General features: G+C 39.4%; 25 protein-coding genes. 16 read left to right on the top strand and 9 right to left on the bottom strand.

Features of this window, described 5'->3' with window-relative positions; all coding sequences use genetic code 11:
- Nucleotides 1-174 precede the first annotated feature (174 nt).
- The 6 genes from FIU87_RS16325 (at nucleotide 175) to menC (ending at nucleotide 7,649) form a co-directional block, all read left to right on the top strand.
- Nucleotides 175-1,563 (top strand): isochorismate synthase, encoded by a 1,389-nt coding sequence (locus FIU87_RS16325; protein WP_152445564.1) that lies wholly within the window; start codon nucleotides 175-177, stop codon nucleotides 1,561-1,563.
- Nucleotides 1,563-3,323, top strand: coding sequence for a 2-succinyl-5-enolpyruvyl-6-hydroxy-3-cyclohexene-1-carboxylic-acid synthase (menD, locus tag FIU87_RS16320; protein ID WP_152445563.1), 1,761 nt, complete (start codon nucleotides 1,563-1,565; stop codon nucleotides 3,321-3,323). Before FIU87_RS16325 ends, menD begins: the two co-directional genes overlap by 1 nt.
- Nucleotides 3,323-4,132: a 2-succinyl-6-hydroxy-2,4-cyclohexadiene-1-carboxylate synthase gene (menH, locus tag FIU87_RS16315; RefSeq protein ID WP_152445562.1), complete on the top strand. Its 810-nt coding sequence runs from the start codon at nucleotides 3,323-3,325 to the stop codon at nucleotides 4,130-4,132. The genes menD and menH overlap by 1 nt, the downstream gene beginning before the upstream one ends.
- A 21-nt stretch (nucleotides 4,133-4,153) precedes the next feature.
- On the top strand, nucleotides 4,154-4,975 hold the full coding sequence (menB, locus tag FIU87_RS16310) for a 1,4-dihydroxy-2-naphthoyl-CoA synthase (protein WP_152445561.1): 822 nt from the start codon (nucleotides 4,154-4,156) through the stop codon (nucleotides 4,973-4,975).
- An 84-nt stretch (nucleotides 4,976-5,059) separates the two neighbouring features.
- Complete coding sequence (locus FIU87_RS16305) at nucleotides 5,060-6,535, top strand: o-succinylbenzoate--CoA ligase (protein WP_152445560.1); 1,476 nt, start codon at nucleotides 5,060-5,062, stop codon at nucleotides 6,533-6,535.
- Nucleotides 6,525-7,649: an o-succinylbenzoate synthase gene (gene menC, locus FIU87_RS16300; RefSeq protein WP_152445559.1), complete on the top strand. Its 1,125-nt coding sequence runs from the start codon at nucleotides 6,525-6,527 to the stop codon at nucleotides 7,647-7,649. The genes FIU87_RS16305 and menC overlap by 11 nt, the downstream gene beginning before the upstream one ends.
- 221 nt (nucleotides 7,650-7,870) lie before the next feature.
- Here menC and FIU87_RS16295 read toward each other — a convergent pair whose 3' ends face one another.
- Entirely contained in the window at nucleotides 7,871-8,026 is a 156-nt protein-coding gene (locus FIU87_RS16295) for a DUF1540 domain-containing protein (protein ID WP_152445558.1), read from the bottom strand.
- 174 nt (nucleotides 8,027-8,200) lie between these two features.
- Between FIU87_RS16295 and FIU87_RS16290 the strand changes: the two genes are divergently transcribed.
- Nucleotides 8,201-8,488 (top strand): DUF2325 domain-containing protein, encoded by a 288-nt coding sequence (locus tag FIU87_RS16290; RefSeq protein ID WP_152445557.1) that lies wholly within the window; start codon nucleotides 8,201-8,203, stop codon nucleotides 8,486-8,488.
- A gap of 1 nt (nucleotide 8,489) precedes the next feature.
- On the opposite strand, the gene FIU87_RS16285 is transcribed toward FIU87_RS16290, so the two are convergent.
- Together FIU87_RS16285 and FIU87_RS16280 are read right to left on the bottom strand one after the other, a co-directional pair.
- On the bottom strand, nucleotides 8,490-9,518 hold the full coding sequence (locus FIU87_RS16285) for a cytochrome d ubiquinol oxidase subunit II (protein ID WP_152445556.1): 1,029 nt from the start codon (nucleotides 9,516-9,518) through the stop codon (nucleotides 8,490-8,492).
- Between the two features lie 15 nt (nucleotides 9,519-9,533).
- Complete coding sequence (locus FIU87_RS16280) at nucleotides 9,534-10,886, bottom strand: cytochrome ubiquinol oxidase subunit I (protein WP_152446624.1); 1,353 nt, start codon at nucleotides 10,884-10,886, stop codon at nucleotides 9,534-9,536.
- Between the two features lie 209 nt (nucleotides 10,887-11,095).
- Between FIU87_RS16280 and FIU87_RS16275 the strand changes: the two genes are divergently transcribed.
- On the top strand, nucleotides 11,096-12,061 hold the full coding sequence (locus tag FIU87_RS16275) for a CobW family GTP-binding protein (protein ID WP_152445555.1): 966 nt from the start codon (nucleotides 11,096-11,098) through the stop codon (nucleotides 12,059-12,061).
- Between the two features lie 42 nt (nucleotides 12,062-12,103).
- Here FIU87_RS16275 and FIU87_RS16270 read toward each other — a convergent pair whose 3' ends face one another.
- Together FIU87_RS16270 and FIU87_RS16265 are read right to left on the bottom strand one after the other, a co-directional pair.
- A complete protein-coding gene (locus FIU87_RS16270) occupies nucleotides 12,104-13,252 on the bottom strand; it encodes a metal ABC transporter solute-binding protein, Zn/Mn family (RefSeq protein WP_152445554.1) in 1,149 nt (382 codons plus the stop codon).
- Nucleotides 13,253-13,343: 91 nt separating this feature from the next.
- Entirely contained in the window at nucleotides 13,344-14,534 is a 1,191-nt protein-coding gene (locus FIU87_RS16265; protein ID WP_152445553.1) for a GTP-binding protein, read from the bottom strand.
- A gap of 159 nt (nucleotides 14,535-14,693) precedes the next feature.
- Between FIU87_RS16265 and FIU87_RS16260 the strand changes: the two genes are divergently transcribed.
- Entirely contained in the window at nucleotides 14,694-15,257 is a 564-nt protein-coding gene (locus FIU87_RS16260) for a beta-class carbonic anhydrase (RefSeq protein ID WP_152446623.1), read from the top strand.
- Here the strand turns inward: FIU87_RS16260 and yidD are convergent.
- Nucleotides 15,254-15,475 (bottom strand): membrane protein insertion efficiency factor YidD, encoded by a 222-nt coding sequence (gene yidD / locus FIU87_RS16255; protein ID WP_152445552.1) that lies wholly within the window; start codon nucleotides 15,473-15,475, stop codon nucleotides 15,254-15,256. The genes FIU87_RS16260 and yidD overlap by 4 nt on opposite strands.
- A 302-nt stretch (nucleotides 15,476-15,777) precedes the next feature.
- Here yidD and FIU87_RS16250 point away from each other — a divergent pair, with 302 nt between their 5' ends.
- From FIU87_RS16250 to FIU87_RS16240, 3 genes are all read left to right on the top strand, one after another.
- Nucleotides 15,778-16,251, top strand: coding sequence for an S-ribosylhomocysteine lyase (locus tag FIU87_RS16250; protein WP_152445551.1), 474 nt, complete (start codon nucleotides 15,778-15,780; stop codon nucleotides 16,249-16,251).
- A gap of 556 nt (nucleotides 16,252-16,807) precedes the next feature.
- Nucleotides 16,808-17,815 carry a permease gene (locus FIU87_RS16245; protein ID WP_152445550.1) on the top strand — a complete coding sequence of 336 codons (1,008 nt, stop codon included), beginning with the start codon at nucleotides 16,808-16,810 and terminating at the stop codon, nucleotides 17,813-17,815.
- Between the two features lie 17 nt (nucleotides 17,816-17,832).
- The gene (locus FIU87_RS16240) at nucleotides 17,833-18,834 is read left to right on the top strand and encodes a TIGR03943 family putative permease subunit (RefSeq protein ID WP_152445549.1); all 1,002 of its coding nucleotides are present in this window, start codon (nucleotides 17,833-17,835) and stop codon (nucleotides 18,832-18,834) included.
- A 49-nt stretch (nucleotides 18,835-18,883) separates the two neighbouring features.
- On the opposite strand, the gene ytzI is transcribed toward FIU87_RS16240, so the two are convergent.
- The gene (gene ytzI, locus FIU87_RS16235) at nucleotides 18,884-19,036 is read right to left on the bottom strand and encodes a YtzI protein (RefSeq protein ID WP_152445548.1); all 153 of its coding nucleotides are present in this window, start codon (nucleotides 19,034-19,036) and stop codon (nucleotides 18,884-18,886) included.
- 131 nt (nucleotides 19,037-19,167) lie between these two features.
- On the opposite strand from ytzI, the gene FIU87_RS16230 reads away from it, so the two are divergent.
- From FIU87_RS16230 to ytkD, 4 genes are all read left to right on the top strand, one after another.
- Nucleotides 19,168-19,608, top strand: coding sequence for a Dps family protein (locus FIU87_RS16230; protein ID WP_152445547.1), 441 nt, complete (start codon nucleotides 19,168-19,170; stop codon nucleotides 19,606-19,608).
- Nucleotides 19,609-19,759: 151 nt separating this feature from the next.
- Nucleotides 19,760-20,158 (top strand): phage holin family protein, encoded by a 399-nt coding sequence (locus tag FIU87_RS16225; RefSeq protein WP_152445546.1) that lies wholly within the window; start codon nucleotides 19,760-19,762, stop codon nucleotides 20,156-20,158.
- Nucleotides 20,159-20,438: 280 nt separating this feature from the next.
- Nucleotides 20,439-20,759, top strand: a complete 321-nt coding sequence (locus FIU87_RS16220) for a hydrolase (RefSeq protein WP_172971084.1) — start codon at nucleotides 20,439-20,441, stop codon at nucleotides 20,757-20,759.
- A 151-nt stretch (nucleotides 20,760-20,910) separates the two neighbouring features.
- Nucleotides 20,911-21,378 (top strand): RNA deprotection pyrophosphohydrolase, encoded by a 468-nt coding sequence (gene ytkD / locus FIU87_RS16215; protein WP_152445544.1) that lies wholly within the window; start codon nucleotides 20,911-20,913, stop codon nucleotides 21,376-21,378.
- Between the two features lie 18 nt (nucleotides 21,379-21,396).
- On the opposite strand, the gene FIU87_RS16210 is transcribed toward ytkD, so the two are convergent.
- Nucleotides 21,397-22,203 (bottom strand): ABC transporter permease, encoded by an 807-nt coding sequence (locus FIU87_RS16210; RefSeq protein WP_152445543.1) that lies wholly within the window; start codon nucleotides 22,201-22,203, stop codon nucleotides 21,397-21,399.
- Nucleotides 22,181-22,960 carry an ABC transporter ATP-binding protein gene (locus tag FIU87_RS16205; RefSeq protein WP_152445542.1) on the bottom strand — a complete coding sequence of 260 codons (780 nt, stop codon included), beginning with the start codon at nucleotides 22,958-22,960 and terminating at the stop codon, nucleotides 22,181-22,183. The genes FIU87_RS16210 and FIU87_RS16205 overlap by 23 nt, the downstream gene beginning before the upstream one ends.
- Between the last annotated feature and the right edge of the window lie 2 nt (nucleotides 22,961-22,962).

Below are 22,962 nucleotides of genomic sequence, written 5' to 3'. Positions count from 1 at the left end.
TCAACGTTTTTTCAAGAGAAAAAAAGGAAGAAATTACATGCGCTTATTATAAGGAAGAAAAACGAATGAAAACGGCTCATATTGTTGACATTAAAAGGTTTTGAGGTGTATCTTTAAGGAAGCTTATTCGAGAGACACAGTCTTGCGGTAACAAGGCCTCGGGGGGAGTCTTACATGATTACATTACCATTTGATCACATGATTGAGTTATGGGAGAAAGCAAGAACACGAGCGGAATCCATCAACCAACGTGTGTTAATTAGTTATACAAAAAAAATAGAGGAAATTAATCCCCTTTCATTTTTCCAAAATAGTGAAAGGGATTTTCAAGGTCAACGATTCTTTTGGAGTAACCCTGATCACAGCCATACGATAGTAGGTGCGGGCATAACAGCAGAATTTACCGCTTTTGAAGAAGATAATCGTTATCATGCGATTGAAAAAGAATGGAAGCGCTTTACAAAGGGTTACGTGTGTCAGAGTGAATCAAGTAAGATTGGACCAGTTATTTTTGGTGGATTTTCTTTTGATCCTAAAAAAGAAAAGACCAGCCTATGGAATAAATTTGCAGATGCGGCATTTGTATTACCAACCTTTATGCTAACAAGAATAAATGGGGATTCCTTCCTAACAGTCAATTACTTAAGTGACTGTAAAGCGGAAGAGCTTCAAAATTTCATGAACATGGAACTGGAATTGTTAAAAAGATACTCAGAACATAATTCTTCCACACCTTCTATCGTAAAATGTCTTGAAATGGACCCATCAGATTGGAAGCAATCGATCTCGAAGGTAACGCAACGGATTACCGAAGGGGAAATGGAAAAAGTGGTCCTTGCAAGAGAGTTAAGGGTGTTGTTTGATAGTAATATCAACATTGTATCTGTTGTAGAAAACCTTTTGAAGGAACAGGTAAGTAGTTATATTTATTCATTCGAACAGGGCTCGGATTGTTTCTTAGGTGCCACACCGGAACAATTGGTGAAAAAAAAGGGAGAAAACGTACAGTCCATGTGTTTGGCCGGCTCTATCGCACGTGGAACAAGTAAACAAGAGGATGACTATTTAGGTCAGTCTTTGCTCCATGATGAAAAAAATCTTCATGAACATGAGCTTGTTGTGCAAATGATTAAAGAATCCCTGGAAAAAGTGTGCCAGGAAGTGATTACACCAGAAGAACCAAGTCTTTATAAAATGAAGCATATACAGCATTTACACACACCTGTAGAAGCAAAAACGAACAGAGCTTCTATTGCCGATTTTGTAAAGCTTCTCCATCCTACACCCGCTCTTGGAGGTTTCCCACAAGAAGTGGCACTAGAAACCATTAGGGAAGTAGAAAAATTAGATAGAGGTTGGTATGCTGGTCCGATGGGATGGATGGACGCAAACCAAGATGGAGAATTTATCGTTGCCATTCGATCTGGTTTACTACAAGGCAGAGAGGCATCTTTATTTGCAGGCTGTGGAATTGTTGGTGATTCTGATCCGGAGAGTGAATACCGAGAAACTCAGATGAAATTCAAACCAATGCTATCAGCTCTAGGAGGCAGTACAACATAATGAATGCATCCAACGATTTGACCTATTATCTTGCAGCATTTGTGGATGAATTGGTAAAAAGCGGGATGAAAGAGGCCGTTATTAGTCCTGGATCCCGCTCCACTCCGCTTGCTTTGTTGATGGCAGAGCATCCTGAACTGAATGTAACGGTATTAGTGGATGAGCGTTCAGCATCCTTTTATGCACTTGGACTTGCAAAAACAACCAATAAGCCAGTGGCCATTTTATGCACTTCAGGAACTGCTGCTACTAATTATTATCCAGCTATCGTAGAGGCTTATCAGTCAAGAATACCCTTAGTCGTTCTAACCGCAGATCGACCTCATGAACTTAGAGATGTTGGTGCACCACAGGCGATTGATCAAGTGAAAATGTATGGTGATTATGTGAAATGGTTTGTAGAAATGTCACTTCCAATGGATACGCCAAGCATGATTCGCTATGCACGGACGATGTCTTCCAGAGCAGTCGGAACATCGCTGAGTGCGCCATATGGTCCGGTTCATTTAAATTTTCCATTACGAGAACCGTTAGTTCCTGATTTAACTGCCACAGACTTATGGACGAAATATCGGGAGGAAAACGATAACCGCTTGGAAGTGAATGTCGGCACATATTCCATTTCCGATGAAAAGGCAAAGTACTTTGCCAGCATACTAAAGGAACGAAAAAGAGGCGTTATCGTTTGTGGAGAGATGCCACTAAAGAAAAGAGAGGATTTCATAAATTCTTTATCTAGGTTATCTGACGCATTAGGTTACCCCGTCTTTGCAGATCCATTGTCTGGACTAAGAACAGGTACGCATGATAAACAAAACATTATAGAAGGCTACGATGCGTTTCTTCGTTCAGATGATGTAAAGAAAGTGCTAAAGCCAGAAGTGATAATCCGTTTTGGAGCAATGCCAGTTTCAAAATCTTTAATGCAGTACATAACAAGAGCGTCTTCAGCAATCCATATTGTTGTTGATGGAAAAGGTGGATATAGAGATCCGACTCTTCAGGCTAATTATATGGTGCATACAGAAGAAACACTATTTTGCCAAGCGTTGATTCCTAACCTAACCGACATTGACAAGGAGCGCAATTGGATTGAATCAATAAAATCCTTGAATGAGACAACCAAAGCAATTCTTCAGATAAAGCAGGAAGCGTTATTTGAGGGCAGGGTAATTAGTGAACTTCAAGAGCTTTTACCAACAGATTCGGCATTATTTGTGGGCAACAGTATGCCTATACGAGATGTTGACACGTTTCTATTTAACCATGATAAAAACATTACTGTGCTAGCAAACCGGGGGGCAAACGGCATTGATGGTGTTGTTTCTACTGCTTTAGCAGCTAGTACTTCTTTCGATCATTTAGTACTAGTAATTGGTGATTTATCCTTTTACCATGATATGAATGGGTTGTTAGCAGCGAAGCTATTAAAGCTGAATGCCACTATTGTTCTCATAAATAATGACGGTGGCGGAATATTCTCCTTCCTCCCACAATCAAAGGTAGAACAGCATTTTGAAAGTTTATTTGGAACGCCAACGGGACTAGAGTTTGAGCATGCTGCGAGACTTTACGGTGCCAGCTATACGAAGGTTGCAGATTGGGTAGATTTCCAAAACTCTATCAGGACATCGCTTCTAGAAGATGGTTTAAAGGTTATTGAAATTTCGACAAATAGGGAAGAAAATCAACGCATTCATCGTAATTTGTGGAATAACGTTTCCCAGGAAATGATTTTGTCGTTAAATGGGGAAATATAATGGAAGTGAATGGAATACCATATCATGTTAATACGGTAGGAGATGGCGCACATCACCTGTTACTTCTTCATGGCTTTACAGGATGCGGAGCAAATTTTACAGAACTAATAAAAGATTTTCCGGAAAAAGAAAACTTTACGTTCATCCTTGTAGATTTATTGGGGCATGGGCAAACAAGCACCCCCTTACATGCTGACCGTTATCAAATGAAAGAAACCGTTGCAGATCTGTATACCATATTAGAAATCTTAAATGTAGAGAAATGTTCTCTTTTTGGATATTCCATGGGAGGTAGGGTTGCCCTTTCGTTCGCTTTACAATATCCTGAGATTGTTCAAAGGTTAATTTTAGAAAGTGCTTCACCTGGTTTGAAAAAGGAATCCGACAGGCACAGCAGGCAAAAGGCAGATGAACAACTTGCACAATTCATTTTAAAGAAGGGGATAGGGGAGTTCGTTGATTATTGGACCGAAATACCGCTTTTTCAAAGTCAAAAAACCTTAGCTGCTGAAAAACAGCAAAAAATTTATCAGCAGCGATTAAACAACACCCCCCTTGGACTGGCAAATAGCTTAAAAGGAATCGGAACAGGAGTTCAGCCTTCTTATTGGGAGAAGATTTCAATGCTTACGATGCCTGTATTACTAGCTGCAGGAGAAGGGGATGCAAAGTTTGTTCAGATTGCTCAAGAAATGAGTAAAAAAATCGAAAATGCACGTTTTATAAAAATAAACGACGCGGGTCATGCAATTCATGTGGAACAACCGCGAAAGTTTGGTAAAATAGTAAGTGAGTTTTTATCGAACTAATTTTATTAGGGAGGAATAAACATGACAAGAGAATGGATTTCAGGTCCAAAAAATTATGAAGACATCCTTTATGAAACATATAATGGAATAGCGAAGATTACGATTAATCGTCCGGAAGTACATAATGCGTTCCGACCAAAGACCGTAATGGAATTAATTGATGCATTTGCCTATGCACGAGATGACTCAAGTGTTGGAGTTATTATCTTAACTGGTGCGGGAGACAAAGCATTCTGTTCTGGCGGTGATCAAAAGGTACGTGGTCACGGCGGTTATGTAGGTGAAGATGAAATTCCACGCTTGAACGTGTTAGATCTTCAACGTCTCATTCGTGTAACACCAAAGCCAGTAGTTGCAATGGTAGCCGGATGGGCAATCGGTGGCGGGCATGTTCTGCATGTTGTATGTGATTTAACAATTGCTGCAGAAAATGCACGTTTTGGTCAGACAGGTCCTAAAGTAGGTAGCTTTGATGCTGGATATGGTTCTGGTTATCTTGCACGCATCGTTGGACACAAGAAAGCAAGAGAAATTTGGTATCTTTGCCGTCAATACGATGCGAAGGAAGCATTGGATATGGGCTTAGTAAATACTGTTGTACCGCTTGAGAAATTAGAGGATGAGACGGTTCAATGGTGCGAAGAAATGCTGGATAACAGTCCTACAGCCTTACGTTTCTTGAAGGCAGCAATGAATGCTGATACGGATGGTTTAGCAGGAATACAACAATTCGCAGGCGATGCGACATTATTATACTATACAACAGATGAGGCTAAAGAAGGTCGTGACGCTTTTAAAGAAAAACGAAAGCCAGACTTCGGACAATTCCCTCGTTTCCCTTAATAATTTATTTTATCATTGGAGGGCAATCTAAGAGCTCAGGCTTTTGGATTGCTCTTCTTTATTTGATAAGGATGTGTGTTTGTTATGACCAGTTTGCCAAATTTCTTAAAAAAGAGAGCTTTTCTTACTCCTAATCGAACTGCAGTAGAAATGGGAGAGCAGACCATCACCTTTCAAGAACTTTATCAATCCTCCGTGCATCTTTCCCGAAAACTTTCTTTTGCTGGCGTAAAAAAAGGATCCACCGTCTCCCTTTTTATGAATAATAGTGTAGAGCTAGTTCAACTAATTTTCGCCTTGAAAAATATTGGTGCAATTGCAGTTCTCCATAATACACGATTAACATCAGCTGAGTTGGCCTATCAAATGAACGATGCAGCATCGATTCTATTATTAGTAGACGATGTGCAAGAATGGATGATGGAGCTTTCAACACCCGTTATCACAAGATACTCTTTGAAGGATTTAGAAGAGAAACCATGTACTCTCTTGGATGAGTTTTGCCTAGACGATGTAACGACAATTATGTATACCAGCGGCACAACTGGCTTTCCTAAAGGAGTAAAACAAACCCATGGCAACCACTTTTGGAGCGCTACAGGCTCTGCGTTTAATTTAGGATTGCACGAGGATGACTGTTGGTTATTGGCAGTTCCAATTTTTCATATTAGTGGATACTCCATTTTAATGAGAAGTGTGCTATATGGGATGAAAGTTAGATTACATAAGCGATTTGATGTGGATTTCGTTCATCAGGACATCATGACAAAAGGTGTTACGATTATTTCGGTTGTCTCCTCCATGCTCCATGTACTTATTGAGAAGCTTGGAAAAGACCAATACCCTTCTGAATTCCGATGTATGCTTGTGGGAGGGGGACCAGTTCCCCAGTCATTATTGATGTCATGTAAAGAGAAAGAAATCCCTGTTATTCAAACATATGGGATGACGGAAACGTGCTCACAAATTGTCACTCTTTCAGCGGAATATGCTTTAAAGAAAATTGGATCGGCTGGGAAACCGTTATTTCCAAGTCAGTTGAAAATCTCACTTCATGATAAGGAAGCTGGTGCTCATATAATCGGAGAGATAATGGTAAAAGGTCCGAATGTGACGCCGGGCTATTTTAATAATAAAGCTGCTACTGCCTCTTCCATCCGCGAAGGCTGGTTGTATACAGGAGATTTAGGTTATCTTGATGAAGAAGGTTTTTTATATGTAGTAGATCGCAGAAGTGATTTAATCATTTCAGGTGGAGAAAACATTTATCCTGCTGAAATCGAAGCAGCCATGCTTTCTCATCCTTCGATTCTTGAAGCAGGGGTCACAGGGGTAAAGGATGAGAAGTGGGGGCAGGTGCCCGTTGGCGTTGTTGTCACGAAAAAGGATCGAAAATTGGATGTAGAGGAACTGTTAGATTATTTGAGTAGTAAGTTAGCAAAATTTAAAGTACCGAAAGAACTCATCGAAGTGGATATCCTGCCAAGAAATGCTTCGAATAAATTAGTGCGGAAGGAATTAGCGAAGTTGTTTCCAAAGGGGGAAGACGATGAAAGTTAGGTCGGTACAACTATACCATGTGTCAATGAATCTTGTTTCCCCTTTTCGCACCCATCTGGAGACAGTGAAGGAACGTGACTCCATTTTAGTAAAAGTGACAGATGAGCATAACATTCACGGTTGGGGGGAGGTAGTGGCCTTCTCGTCTCCATGGTACACAGCAGAAACAATTGACACCGCTTGGCATATGCTGGAGGATTTTTTTATCCCTGTTTTATTCAAACAAGAATGGGAAAGTCCTAAAGATGTGGCAAAAGCATTGGCTATGTGGAGAGGAAACGAAATGGCCAAAGCTGGTTTAGAAATGGCAGTATGGGATCTTTTTGCAAGGAGATCTAACCAATCCCTTTCAACCTATATCGGTGGAGTGCGTGATACTGTTAAAGCCGGGGTCGTGGTTGGAATCGATAATTTACCTGCCATGCTTCAAACCATTGAACAAAGAGCTGCAGAAGGTTACGAGCGGATAAAGGTAAAAATAGATCCAACAAATGATTATGAAATGCTTAAGAGCATAAAACATTCCTTCCCCACCCTAGACGTCTTGGCTGATGCAAACTCTGCTTATACATTAGACAACATAGAAAAGCTTAAACGTATTGATTCATTGGGGCTTCTAATGATAGAGCAACCTTTAGGGGCAAGTGATATTGTCGAGCATTCTATTTTACAGGGACAAATGGAAACCCCAATCTGTCTTGATGAGAGCATTGTGTCTGTCCAAGATGCAAAAAATGCATTGTATCTTAACAGCTGTAAAACCATGAGCATCAAAATCGGCAGGGTTGGTGGAGTGACTCAGGCTATTGGTATTCATGACTTATGTCAGGAAAATAACATTCCAGTCTGGTGTGGTGGGATGCTGGAAATGGGCATCTCGCGCGCGTTTAATATTGCGCTTGCCACTCTTTCTAACTTTACGATTCCAGGCGATATTTCATCATCTGATCGCTATTGGAAACGTGATGTAACTTTTCCAAAGGTTGAGGTTAAAGATGGGGAAGTAGAAGTACCAACTTCCCCCGGAATAGGCTTTGAAGTGGATGAAGACTATATAAAATCAATAACAAAAATCACGAAAACATTTACAAAGCAAAATATAAAGGCGTTGTAAAAGGTGATTGTTGATTACAAGTAGTTTTTCGTTGTTGATTGTAGAAAAGGCAGAGACTCTCGCGGGAACGAAGCGGTTGACTGGAGACGCGACAGGCGAAGCCATGGAGGCTCCAGCACCGCCCCACAGGACGCAGAGAATCTACAGCGTAGTTTAACAGAGCTAATATAAAAAGCCTCAGGGACATCCCTGAGGCTTTTCGCATTTTTACTTCTACGTCATTAGTGAGTAGGCTTAAAGGTTTTGCAGTCTGTATCTTTTGTATCATGAGCCGTATTTCCCTTATGACTCACAACATAAATCTCATCTGCTTGGCATTGGTTGCCCTGTCCCCAGTAATTACAGTTTTTCACTTCACAAAGTACTTCTCTTGGCATGCGAAAATCCTCCTTTTCAAAAGATACGTTAATAATGTTTACAAAAACGGAAGTTTTCATACTAAATTTGAAAAATGATGTATAATTTCAAAAATAGTTGACAAAGAGAATCATTCTCAATTATGATGTTCCTATGAAAGAGAATAATTCTCAATTAGGAAGGAGATAAAAGCAATGCCCTCTTTAATGGTAGTGGGAGCAGACCACTTAGGTAATATTCAAGAAAAACTGAAAACAGAAGGCTTTGATCAGGTTTTACATATTGATGGGAGGAAGGTACAGGTCGTAAAAAGAACGATTCCAGATCACATTGATATCATTTTGGTCTTAACGGATTACATTAATCACAACCTTGCAAAAGTGATTAAGCAAAAAGCGAAGGAAAGCAATAAGCCCGTGTTTTACTGTAAACGGTCGTGGAGTTCCATCCAAAAAGTAATCGGAAATATTTCTATTGCCTAATCTATTGCTCGTTTTTGATATACCGTTCATCCTTCATAAAGAGTCGCCAAAAATAGATAAAGCCTGGGAAAAGAATGACAAACCCCACAATATAGGACACAAAAAGTGCTCGAAAGGAAGCGGGGTCTGTAAATCCATTCTGAATTGTAACATTAGGATAAATGATATAAGGTAGGTGGGCTCTGCCATACGCATAGCTTGCTAGTGCATATTGAATAAAGGCAGAAATCACGCCGAGGCGAGGCCATCCAGCCCACCCGTTTTTTCCAGGCAGTACTAAAGCAATGCCCGTGACAACGAACATTCCTGCAGAAATAATTAACCAAACAAGATAATCCATCATGCCGTTAAACAACCAGCTTGCTTCATATCTCATCGTAACCATAATTAAAAGGGCGCCAAGTAAGGATACAGGTCCTAGTATTAGCGCATCTCTTCGATAAATATCATAGGCATGCCGATCCTTTGCGACCTTTGAAAAATCAGCAAGCAATAAAGAGGAAAGAAAGAGCGTGCTACTGACTGCAAAAAGAATAAAGGATAGCGCATGCGGACTGCTCAACAGTCTGCCAAGCATTAGAGTTTCCACACCATTGATTTTATCCACAAAACCGCCGTGTGTTATCGGTAAAACAAGGATTAATATCGCTGGAATTAAAAAGCCAGTTACTCCAGAAATATACGTTAACGGTTTTTCATAGTCCTCCACGATATGGGAAAATACAAGAAAACCACTTCTTACAGCAAGTAGTAGCAAAATGATGCTTCCTGGTATTAACAAAATGGTACCAAGCGCATAAGCGGCGCTAGGAAAAAAGCTATAAATCGCCACCACCACCGCCACGATAAATACGTTGGTTACCTCCCATGTTGGAGAAAGATAGCGGTTGGCAATATTGGTGGCATTTGTTTTGTCATTTTTTATATAGAGCATAGACCAAAAACCAGCCCCAAAATCCATCGTTGCCATTACTGCATAGATAAAAATAAAGCCCCAAAGCACCGTAATTGCTAATATCACATCCGTCATATGAGAAAACCTCCCTTAGACATGTACTCCACCTGATGGAGGATCTACTTCATTTAGTTCATCTTCAATAGGATGGCGTTTAAAGTAATATCGCAGAACAAGAACCACCGCTACTCCTAACAGCACGTAAATAGCCGCAAAGGCAATAAACAGTGCTGCAAGATTTTGATTCCCTGTTACAGCATCCTCTGTAAGCATAACCCGGTATATAACCCAGGGTTGACGACCTGTGCAAGCAAATATCCACCCAAACTCAATGGCCATCATCGCCATTGGTCCAGCTGCAATAAAAAGCCACATCATCCATTTAGGAAAGGTGGGTCTTTTTAAAAGTTTACTCCAAAAAAAGCCGACTAAACTGAGCATAATCAAAAATGAACCAATTCCCACCATGGCATTAAACAGAGTGTGGACAAACAGAGGTGGCCAATATTCTTCAGGAAAATCATTCAATCCAACGACCACGGTATCAAATCGGTCATCTGCCAAAAAGCTTAACGCCCAAGGTATTTCAATGCCCCATTTAACTTCCTTAGTTTCTCGGTCTGTAAAACCTCCTACAGCCAGCGGTGCATGAGATTGTGTTTCAAATAACCCTTCAGCTGCAGCAAGCTTTTCTGGCTGATATTGATGAAGCTGCTGTGCGGATTCATGCCCATTAATAGCAGTCATGAATGAAAAAATCCCACCTACAACCAGTCCCATGATTAATGCTTTACGGTGAAACTGATACACTCGTTTGTCATGTTTATTTCTTAGCATTTTAAATGCTGCAACAGATGCAATGACAAAAGCTCCAGTCATAAAAGCAGATACTGCCACATGTCCTGCTGTTACGACAAAGCTTGGATTAAAAAAGGCAGCCCAAGGGTCTACGTCCACTATTTGCCCATTTTCTATTCGAAAACCAGCAGGTGTACCTTCAAATGCGTGAACGTTTGTAATTAAAACAGCCGACGCTGCAGCTCCAATGGTAACAAGCGTTACACTTAAAATTCGCATCCATGGTGATATCCTGTCAGCGGCATAAACATAGATTGAAATAAACAAAGCTTCTATGAAGAAGGCATAAATTTCAATTTGAAAGGGAAGGGCCATTACTTTCCCGATCACTTCCATAAAGCCAGGCCATAAAAGGGAGAGCTGGACACCAGCAATCGTACCGGTTGGAATGGCAACTCCTAACAATACAGCCTTCGCTTTCGTCCATCTTTTCGCCATGATGGCATATTCTTTATTATTGGTCTTTTGATACATCAATTCAGCGATCAATATCATTAGTGGAATACCAACACCTAAAGTGGCAAAAATGATATGAAAGCCCATTGTTGTTCCGAATAAAGACCTTGCGATTACAACATCATCCATGCTCCAACGTCCTTTCAAGCTAGAATATATATGTATATAGTCCACTTTTTTCCACCAAATATGCATGAATGGTGAATTTCTTGAAAACGAAGATTCTCCATAATATAATTAAAACGTAACAATTACGATTTATGCTGTTTTCAACAGTTCTATTAAAATAACGTTATAATGGGTATAAGAAATACAGCAGAGTGAAGAGGAGTGAAAAAATGAAGAACATGGTACCTGTTTATGTAATCAGCGGGTTTTTAGGAAGTGGGAAAACAACGGTCCTTTTACATATGCTTGCACATTTTAAACAACAAGGATTGAAACCTGGAATTATTTTGAACGAGCTTGGCGATGCCAATGTGGAGGATCATCTGTTTCAAGGCGAAAGAGTTGTAGAACTCTTAAATGGGTGTATCTGTTGCACCATTCAAGAGGATTTGAAATCTACATTAGATCAATTTATTGGCCAGCAAATCGATGTATTAATCATTGAAGGAACAGGTGTCGCTAACCCACTCGAAATTAAAGAGGTGCTCTTAACACCAGCATACATGGAACATTTTGAACTTCACTCCATGATAAGCCTAGTGGATGCAAGTCACTATCTTGAATATCAGAGCTTTTTCAATAGCTCTAAAGAAATTAGAGGACTTTTAAAAGAGCAGGTAACCTCTGCCCATTTATTGATCCTAAATAAAATGGACCTTGTTTCCGAAAAAGAGCTCATTAAGGTAGAAATGAAGCTCGCTGATCAGCTGGAGAATCATGTCCCTGTTTACCGGACAAGCCATGGAGAAGTGCCACTAGATATTTTACTCGAAAAGAGAATGCATGTGGTGGAAGTGGGATCCAATAGAAATCATGATGATCAAGGGCACCACCATCATCATCATCATCACCACCATATCGAAGCAGTAAAAATACACATTCCAAATGCAATAAACAGAATTTCACTAGAAAAAGAATTGAAAAAGCTTTCTAAGCAAGTAGTTAGAACAAAAGGGCTTGTACGGCTGGATGAGACACCAGGATTGTATGAGCTTCAATATGCGGCTGCCACCTTAATGTTGAATAAAGTGAAGGAAGACTCATGTAAACAAGAACCAGCCCTTATTTTAATAGGGAAAGAAATTGACGAAATAAAGGTAGAAAAGCTTAGGGAATCGTTAACAAAAAAGGAATAAGATTATAATAAAAGGCAGTCCGCCATTGGACTGCCTTTTTACTTAATTTAATGCTTTTTTCAACGTATCAAGATTTTTCCTCATCAAGCTGAAATAATCCTCTTTGTTTTCCACGTCTTCATCTGTTATTGCCTCTAAGTTGTGAAGAATTAGTGCTTCCGCTCCAATTTCATTTTTAACAACATTGGCCACTTTGCCAGTAATGTTTTGATCAAAAATGACATATTTCATCTCGTTTTCTTTAGCAGTTTCGATAATCTCTGCTAACTGTTTTTGCGATGGCTCTTGAGAAGGGGAGAGACCAGTCACACTAATTTGCTCAAGACCATAGCGGCTTTCCCAATATCCGTATGCTGCATGGGAAACAAGAATTTTATTCGTTGCTGCTGATTCTAATGTTTCTTTATATTCTTTATCTAATTCTTCTAGGTCAGTTTTAAGTGTTTTGAAGTTAGCCTCGAAATCCTCTTTTGCTTCAGGCTTAAGTTCAGTAAGAGCATTTTTAATGTTTTCAGCTAGGCTAATGGAGAGTACTGGGTCAATCCATACATGCGGGTCACCATCAGAGTGGTTATGTCCTTCATGACTGTCATGTTCCTCTTCATCAGCATGCTCGTGGTCATGTTCGTCTTCATGTGCCTCATCGGCATGCTCGTGATCATGTTCGTCTTCATGCGCCTCATCGGCATGCTCGTGATCATGTTCGTCTTCATGCGTCTCATCACCGTGCTCGTGATCATGTTCGTCTTCATGCGCCTCATCAGCATGCTCATGGTCATGTTCGTCTTCATGCGCCTCATCAGCGTGCTCGGTATGCTCTTCACCACTATGCAATTCAATCCCTTGTCCAGCTGCCACAATTAGTACATTTTCTTTTTCTAAAACATCCTTTGCTTTATCAGCAAATCCTTCTGCACCGACACCACTGTATATAAAGGCATCTGCTGCAGCCATTTCGCTCATCGTTTTCGTAGATGGTTCAAAGGTATGTGCATCCGCACCGGGAGGAAAAACAGATTGTACTTCAACATGGTCGCCGCCAATCTTTTTAGTAAAATCCTCCAATGGGAAAATAGTCGTATATATTGTCAATTTTTCACTGCCGTCCGATGCTAAATTGTCCGAATTACAACCGATTAAAAAAGTGAAAACCGTAAGCATCGTGATGACAAAAATAGATTTTGTTTTCATTGTTGTCTCCTTTCATTTTTTATCCTAGGTAATTATATCGTAATTGTTACGATTTGAGAACAGGAAATTAAATTATTGTAAAATTGTTTCTTTATTCGTTTACAAAGGGTGGTATTGGATCATGGAACTCCGACCAATCTTCTAACATTTCTTTTTCTGTGAGCAGGCATGTATCTAGAGACCGTTCAATAAGTTTTTGTTCCATGTCAATACCGATAAAGACTAGCTCTGTCATTCTATCACCAAAGGTAGGATGCCATTTCTGAAGAAGCTCTGGTTCTTCTTTTAATGTTTGTTGTTTTTCTTGTTCACTATAGCTAGCAACCCATTCTCCAGCGCCTTGAAGCATAATAGAGGCACCAGCCTGAGAAAGGAGGCCGGCCATGTTGTTACGGGAAGCCAACCAGAAAAACCCTTTTGCGCGAACAATTTCTTCCGGCCAATTATTCATCCATTTCATGAAGCGTTCTGGGTGGAAGGGCCTTTGACGGCGGTACACAAAGGAGGAAATCCCATATTCTTCAGTCTCAGGTGTGTGCTCTTCGTTCAGCTCCTTTATCCATCCAGCGGCTTGACTCGCTTTTTCAAAATCAAACCTGTTCGTATTGAGAATAGCATCCAAGCTAACCTCACTATTTGTAGTTGGGATGATCATCGCTTCTGGGTTAATCTTTCGTAATAATGCTTGAAAGTCTGCAACATATTGTGGCTCTAGTAGATCTGTTTTGTTCAATAAAAGAATATCAGCAAATTCAATTTGATCCATTAACAGGTCAGAAACTTCCCGAGTGTCGTGTTCATCTGTACCTTGTTTTCGATCAAGCAAACTTTCTCCAGACTGATAATCACCATAAAAACGATATCCATCTACTACGGTAATCATCGCATCAAGTCTGCATTTGCTTGAAAGGTCAATATTCAACTCTTCGTCTAGGTATGTAAAGGTTTGTGCAACTGGAATAGGCTCACTTATTCCCGAGGATTCAATAACAATGTAATCAATATTGCCTTCGTCAACGAGGCGCTCGACTTCTTTCATTAAATCCTCTCTCAACGTACAGCAAATACAACCGTTCTGCATTTCTACTAGCTTTTCTTCTGTTCTGGTAAAACCACCTTGCTGAACCAGCGCTGCATCTATATTGATTTCGCTCATATCATTTACAATAACGGCAACTTTCAACCCTTCTCTATTAGCAAGAATATGATTTAAAAGAGTAGTCTTCCCGGCTCCTAGATATCCGCTTAACACGGTAACAGGTATTTTAGTAGTCAAATTCATAAACATCCTTTCTTTTTAAAACGTAATCTTTACGATTTATAAAATAATACTACTAAAGTATACAATAGAAAACAACACTAAAATTATTGTTATTTTAATGAAACTTTGTCATATTGGAAGAGTGGATAATAATCTTTTAATGGAGAAAGAGGTTTTATGATGAGACTACTGGAACAAATTTTGGATCATAATTTGGAGTTTGTTGATAAGGAAGAGTATAAACAATACCAAACCACGAAATTCCCAGATAAGAAACTAGTTGTTTTATCTTGTATGGACACCAGATTAATGGATCTATTACCAAAAGCGATGAATCTAAAGCATGGCGACATGAAGATTGTCAAAAATGCTGGAGCAATCGTTTCTCATCCATTTGGAAGTATTATGAGAAGCATCCTTGTCGCTGTGTTTGAATTGAAGGCAGATGAAGTGTTGGTTGTAGGTCACCATGATTGCGGAATGGGGAAAATCAACCCAGAAGGCATGCGTGAAAAAATGGAAGCAAGAGGCGTCACAAGTGACACTATTGAAGATTTAAAGTATGCAGGAATAGATGTAAATGGATTTTTAAAGGGGTTTGACAGCGTGGAGGAAAGCGTGCGCCAAAGTGTGGACATGGTTGCAAACCATCCCCTCATGCCAAAAGGAGTACCTGTACATGGGCTTGTCATTGACCCACATACAGGGAAATTAGACTTAGTTGTGAATGGTTACGAAAATTAATCTTTTTTCTCTGGAACATGATCGATGCCACCTGGATGAAACGGGTGGCATTTTGTGATTCTTCGGAGTGTCAACCAGCCACCTTTGAGGGCGCCAAATCTGCTTATCGCTTCAAGACCATACTGGGAACATGTTGGATAGAAACGGCAGGTTGGAGGAGTCAGCGGTGATATGAATTTTCGATAAAATTTTATTATTGCTAAAAAGACATGTTTCAAATTTTTTCACCTCAAGTAAGTTAATAATAAGCTGTTTTCGCATAATTTGTTACTACTGCGTATAGGTAAGACACCCGTAATCAATGTTGCTGTCGTGCTCTTTTCGTCGAGGAAGTTTAAAATATGTAGAAATTTTTCTTCAAATGATGACTGGAAAAAGTCTTAAAACCGACTTTTTCCTTGTTAATAGCAACAATCTTTTGGAAAAGAGCATAGTAATAAAACATATAAATCAGATAAATTTAATTGGAATTAAAATTGTGTTATAATGTAAATAACTTTGAAAAAGGGAGAGTGCAATTATGCCTTCAGTTGAAAGTTTTGAATTAGATCATGATGCAGTAAAAGCCCCTTACGTTCGTCATTGTGGAGTCCACAAGGTCGGAACAGATGGTGTTGTTAATAAATATGATATCCGTTTTTGCCAGCCTAATAAACAGGCAATGAAGCCAGATGCGATTCATACTCTAGAGCATTTATTGGCATTTAACATTCGTACACATGCGGAAAAGTATAGCCACTTTGATATTATCGACATTTCTCCAATGGGTTGTCAAACAGGATACTATCTCGTGGTGAGCGGCGAGCCGACAGTAGATGAGATTGTGGACCTTATGGAAGACACATTAAACGACGCTGTTCAAATTGAAGAGATTCCAGCGGCAAACGAAAAGCAATGCGGCCAGGCTAAGTTACATGACTTAGAGGGTGCAAAGCGTTTAATGCGTTTCTGGTTGGAACAGGATAAAGAGGATTTGAAGAAAGTATTTGGGTAAGTTTTTTAGGTGGTCACCATTGTTGTAGATGGTGACCATTTTTTTGCGTATAGGGAAATAGGCAAGGGGAGATGCAAATTTTGCCGCTTGGTGTCGAATGGCCTTTATATGCGTTCAAATGGACAATAATAAGAAAAAGCGGACAAATTATCATGGAGAGTGGACAATAAAAACGGAAAGTGGACAAATTATCATGGAGAGTGGACAATAAAAACGGAAAGTGGACAAATTATCATGGAGAGTGGACAATAAAAACGGAAAGTGGACAAAATATTATGGAGAGAGGACAATAAAAACGGAAGGTGGACAATATATCGTCGAGACTGGACAGTAAATAAAAATACTACCACAAATTCAACTGAAAAACAGCCTTCGCATCATAATACTGCCCCCATCGCCTACGAAAATCATCCCCCAATCAGCATCCTCATCCACCAACTTCACCAAAACTTATCATTTTCTCAATAAGACGGCATATATTTCTAGTAATAGCTAAAATAATTTGCTAGTTTCATATGATATAATACAAAATAGATTAAGGAATAGGAGAAATAGAATGAGGACAAGCAGTCTTTTTAAGGATCTAATCGGCCTTGTGTTAATAGGAGTATTCTTATATTTGTTCTTTTTTATTGACTTCAAAGAGATCAATCTAGATATTCCTGGCTCATGGCTAAATGTAAATACAATTTTTCTCAGCATCGTTATTGAAGCTGTTCCATTTATATTACTTGGTGTTTTCGCATCTGCACTTATTCAAACCTTTGTATCTGAGGAAACCATTAAAAAATTTCTACCTAAAAATGCTTTTGCAGCGATTATTCCGGCTGCCATCCTTGGAGCAATTTTTCCGATATGTGAGTGTGCAATCATACCTGTTGTGAGAAGACTTATCAAAAAAGGCATGCCGTTGCATGTTGGAGTTGTTCTATTAGTAGGTGCTCCAATACTTAACCCAGTTGTTGTGGCATCGACTTTTTATGCATTCAATGGCGATCCGACTATCTTGTATGGAAGATTTGGTCTCGCATTTGTTCTTTGTATTATCATAGGTTTATTGATGCTGTTATTGTTTGATAACAAAAATCAGCTTCGTTGGACGAAAAATGAGTTGCTAGGAAAACAGGACCCTGAGCTCGAGCAGCCTGCTTTGCAACAAAATAAATGGAAAGCGACTTTCTATCACGCCAGCGACGAGTTTTTTGATATGGGGAAATTTTTAATTGCTGGTGCGTTTATTGCCAGTTTGTTTCAAACCTTCCTTGACCGAAGCATCTTAACGGCGCTTGGACAAAATGAAGTCTTATCGCCTGCTGTGATGATGGCGTTTGGTTACGTGCTTTCTCTCTGCTCAGAGGCTGATGCCTTTGTGGCCGCATCCTTTGGTTCCACGTTTACAACGGGATCTCTTTTAGCATTTTTAATATATGGGCCTATGCTTGATTTGAAAAATACCTTTATGTTGTTTGCTTACTTTAAAACGAAATTTGTACTTGTCTTTATGGCGGTTGTGACCATAGTTGTTTATGCCAGCATACTAATTTTCCAGCAGCTTGTGCTGTAAGGAAGGAATGAAAACCGATGGAAAAAACAAGAGATTATGGTTTCCATATTTATCTACGAGGAATCATTCTTTTAGGGTTTACTTTGCTATTTTTTAAACTTTTAGCCACTGGGAATATCACAAACTTCATTGCGCCACGTATGATGCCGTTTATGTATTTTGCTGCTGCAACGCTATTTATTCTTGGAATAGTGCAGATTTGGCGAAGCGGTTCGAAAAATAAGGAGGAGCTTGTGTGTAATTGTGGCTTTGATCATGGCGAGTCCTCCACGCCAATACAATCCATATTAATCTATTCTATGTTTGTGCTACCTGTTGTCACAGGGTTTATGTTTTATGATAATGTATTAGACAGCTCCATCATTGAAAAACGTGGGTTTACAAGCTCAAAGCAGGTTGTAGAGAAACAACAACAAGCAGGTGCATTTGATGGATCGGGCGAAAAGGAAGAGTCCTCCACTTCAGATGCTTCTGATACTTCAAGGGCCGAAGCGTATCTTGATGATCCTGATTCCTATATGGAAAATCCAGAGGAAGCTAAAGAAGGCATTGATGAAAAGCTAGCAGATGCCCCGCTTGAGCATCCGGAAGGGTTTGAGGTACAGGCTCCACCGGAAGGGTATTATGAGGAGCTTAAAGCTGAAATGCTAGAGATGGATACGATTGTGGTGGATGATGACCGCTATATCCCAATGATGAATATCATTGACATGAATGTGAAAGAGTTTGTTGGAAAACGAATTGAAATACTTGGGTTTGTTTACCGAGAAAGTGATTTTACAAAAGATCAATTTGTTGTGGCGAGATTCGGTCTCTCCTGCTGTGTGGCAGACGCAAGCGTGTATGGTACATTATCTAATATGCCTGGTGCACAAGAGCTGAAGAATGATGACTGGGTAAAAGTAAGCGGGACCTTGACCTCTACCAATTACAACAATTTTACGTTGCCATATGTTCAAGTAGACACGGTAGAAAAAGTAGAGCAGCCAGACTCACCATACATTTATGAATATTACTAAAAGCTAGCACAAGACCCATTGAGCATGGAAAAAGCCAATGGGTCTTGTGTTATTTTTCGTTATCTTTTTGTTCATCTTTTTCATGCTTCGGTTCCAGTGGATCCACCTTGTGTTCATATTTGTAAGCTTTATTGGTTGATAGAAGTGTCAAAAATAGAATAACAAACACAATAATGATACAAACAATCAATATTTTAATCATGGCATGAAATACCTCCTTTAACTCCTCACTTTTCTTATTTTATCACTAAGGATAAGTCTTATGTTTATGGGTACGCTAATGGGGGTAAAAATTATAAGTAGGCTTTTGATATCAAGGAGGGAAAGACCAAGATGTCTAATCAATTAACAGAAGTGGTAAATAAGCAGGTAGCAAATTGGAGCGTTCTTTTCATCAAATTACATAACTATCATTGGTTTGTAAAAGGACCAGAATTCTTTACTTTGCATGAAAAGTTTGAACAGCTATACGGTGAAGCTGCCACGCATATTGACGAATTGGCAGAAAGGCTTTTGGCCATAGAAGGAACACCGGTTGGAACGATGAAGGAAATTCTTGAAATCTCTTCGATAAAAGAGGCAGAAGGGAAAGAAACGGCTGAACAGATGGTACAATCCATCGCAGATGATTTTGCTACCTTAAACGAAGAATTAAAGGCAGGCATGGAAATTGCCGATCAGTCAGGTGATGAAACGACAGGTGATATGCTGCTTGCCATTCATCAAAGTGTAGAAAAACATAGCTGGATGCTACATGCATTCTTAGGAAAGTAAACAAAACATGCCAGTGGCGAAAGCCGCTCGGCATGTTTTTTCTTTCTAGTAATTCTTGTAAAACAGGCTAAAAACTCGTAACCTTCTGCTAGAATCCCTCATAAAATAGATGTATAGATAAATACTGCGTAATTTTGGGGGTAGAAGCATCATGGACAAGTATCATTTATTGTACTTTAGTCTGGTATCATTTATTGGTTCTATTACATCTCTTATGTTCGGTGGATTTAGTAAAATTTTCATGTTTTTAGTGGTTTTTGTAGTAGTGGATTATATTACAGGAATCATGGCAGCTTATCTAGAGAAAAAACTCTCTAGTAGAGTAGGGTTTCGAGGAATAGCAAAGAAGGTTTTTATTTTTGCTCTTGTAAGCATTGCTCATGTTTTAGACACCATTATGGGAACAAACCTCATCAAGGATGTAACTATTTTATTTTATTTAGTAAATGAGTTCATTTCTATTATGGAAAATGCAGCTAAACTAGGTGTCCCGATTCCTAATGTGCTAAAAAAAGTAATAGAAGCGATAAAAAAGAAAACAGATTCGTAATGGGCGACTGGAGAAAAGGAGAGATTCTAACTTCAGTCTTTTATTATGTAAAGCTGTTTGTTTTCGTTAAGCAACACGTATTTAACATTGCTGTCGTGCTTTTTTCGTGAAGGTAGCTTTAAACTTGAGGCAATTTATCTTTCGCTTAATGATTGGAAGAGTCCTAAAGCCGACTTTTTCCAGGTTCACAGCAACGATCTTTAAAATAGAGCTTTATGTAAAGAATAAAGCGTGAATTTTGAGTGAAAATAAGGACAGTTAGTCTGAAAGGGTGGGAAAAATGGAGCGAAAAACATATTACATATCTATTGCTGATGGTGCCATTTCGCAAAATAAAACGGCAGCGTCTTGGGACTATCAGATTCAAGCAACAGATGAAGAAATTACGAAGCTGAGGGAAATTTTTGACCAAAATTATTCCTCTGATTGGCAAGGCTTCTGGAGAGCGCATATACCGTATCTTCAGTATCATCTTGACAGATCAAATGATGCCTATGATAATGGGCTGCAACTGGCGTTTAAGATGATTTATGAGTTAGGTGACGAGGAGACAAAGAACCATATTCGAACACAAGGACTGATGGATGATATTATTGAGTGAAGCTCTTTTCTAAAGGCTTGTTGCTTGAAAATAGGCTGGAGTTGAAAATTATTATAGGTTGGATGGTCTAAATAAGGTGTTTTATTCTCACATTTTCGATTGCCTTATGATAAGATGATATAGAAATAAAGAAAATTGGAGTTTCGATAGTATGTATGAGTTTGACGATATTTATCACAATCGAGTAATGTTATCCTTTGATGATCATCCTTTTTCCAAAACACCCAAACATGTTTGGGTTATTTGCCGATATCAGGACCAATGGCTATTAACGAGTCACAAAAACAGAGGACTGGAATTTCCGGGCGGTAAGGTAGAGCCTGGGGAAACCGCAGAGCAAGGTGCAATAAGAGAAGTGAAGGAAGAAACAGGTGGACACATCTCAAAGATGCAATACATAGGACAGTACAAGGTTGAAGGCAGAGAAAAGGTCATTATAAAAAATGTTTATTTTGCCAAGATTGACAGGCTGGATAAGCAAAGTACATATTATGAAACAAATGGCCCCGTCCTCATTAAGCATTTGCCGGAAAATATTCAAAAAGACAATAGATTTAGTTTTATTATGAAAGATGATGTGCTAACCTATTGCCTGGAAAAAGTAAGAAGGAGCTCTTAACGAAAAGAGGCTCCTTTTTTAATGATGCTTTACAAGCTTTTTCTCTAAAAATTCAACTAGTTGATACATAATGGTGGCAAAAACGGCAATGATTAAGAGGCTAAGAAGTACCAAGGTGAAATTAAAGACCTGAAAACCGTAAATAATCATGTACCCAAGCCCCTTGGAACTTACTAAAAATTCCCCAACAATTACCCCAACCCAAGCAAGGCCAACATTTACCTTCAAGGTCGATATGATGGTAGGATAGGAGGCGGGCAGGACGACCTGCTGAAACAGCTGTTTTCTAGAAGCGCCGAATGTTCGCAGTACTTTCAAATAGTTATCATCGACTTCCTTAAAAGCAGTGTACACCACAATTGTTGTAATAATAACAGAGATAATCGCTCCCATGGTGATGATGGAACCCATATTCGGACCAATCGCGACAATTAGAATTGGGCCAAGTGCTACTTTTGGCATCGCATTTAAAATTACGAGGTAGGGCTCTAGGACTCTTGAGGTCATCGGTGACCACCAAAGGATCGCTGCGAGTATGGTTCCTGCAAGCGTTCCTAAAATAAACCCAAAGACCGTTTCCGTTAGGGTGATACTTATATTGGATAAAAGTGTCCCATCTTGAATTTTTGCAAGAAAGAGGTTCCAAATCCTGCTTGGGTAGCTAAACAATAATGGATTAATCCAGCTGTATTTTCCCGCAAGCTCCCAAAAAGAAAAAAACGTAAGAAAAATAATCAACTGATAAAGACGCACCTTATAGGACGTTTTCTTTCTTTGTTTCAGGTAGCCATGATGCAATTGTTCAAGGTTGGCTTTGTTGTTCAAGCTGCTCCAACTCCTTCCAGATTTTTTGGAACAAGGAGGAGTACGCTTCATGCTGCCTTGCCTCAAAAGGTACGGTATTCCGTATTTCTTCGGGTACAACGAAGGTTTTTGCAATTCGCCCTGGATTTGCCTTTAATAGAATAATCCTGTCGCTCATCGCAATGGCTTCCCCGATATCATGGGTAACAAGCAATGCTGTTTTTTGAAAAGCTTTTAATGTAGTGAACACTAGGTCTTCAAGCTTTAGCTTCGTTTGATAATCTAAAGCAGAAAATGGTTCATCCAATAGCAAAAGTTGAGGCTCCGTGGCAAGTGTACGGACAAGCGCTACCCGCTGCCTCATTCCTCCAGATAGCTGTGATGGATACAGTTTTTCTACTTCAGGTAACCCCATTTCATTTAGAAGATTCAATGTCTTTTTTCTTTTGTCAGGATTAAGTTTTTCTGTAATCTTTAACCCGATTAATACATTCTCTTCAATCGTCTTCCATGGAAATAGATAGTCCTGCTGAAGCATATAACCGATCTCAGACACACAATCCTTGGAAGGCTTTTCTCTTAGAAAAACAGAGCCGACCGTAGGATTTAATAATCCTGCAATAATGGACAACAGGGTGGTTTTTCCACAGCCACTAGGGCCGAGAAAGGAGATGAATTCTCCTTCCTCTACAGTCAAGCTAATGTCCTCAAGAACCTTCGTGGCTCTCTCGGGTGTAAAATAAACATGTTCAATATTTCTTATTGATAATAAACTCATCG

Origin of the sequence: Bacillus sp. THAF10 (genome assembly GCF_009363695.1) — a bacterium.
Classification (GTDB): domain Bacteria; phylum Bacillota; class Bacilli; order Bacillales; family Bacillaceae_I; genus Sutcliffiella_A.
This window is presented reverse-complemented; position numbering and strand designations above follow the sequence as displayed.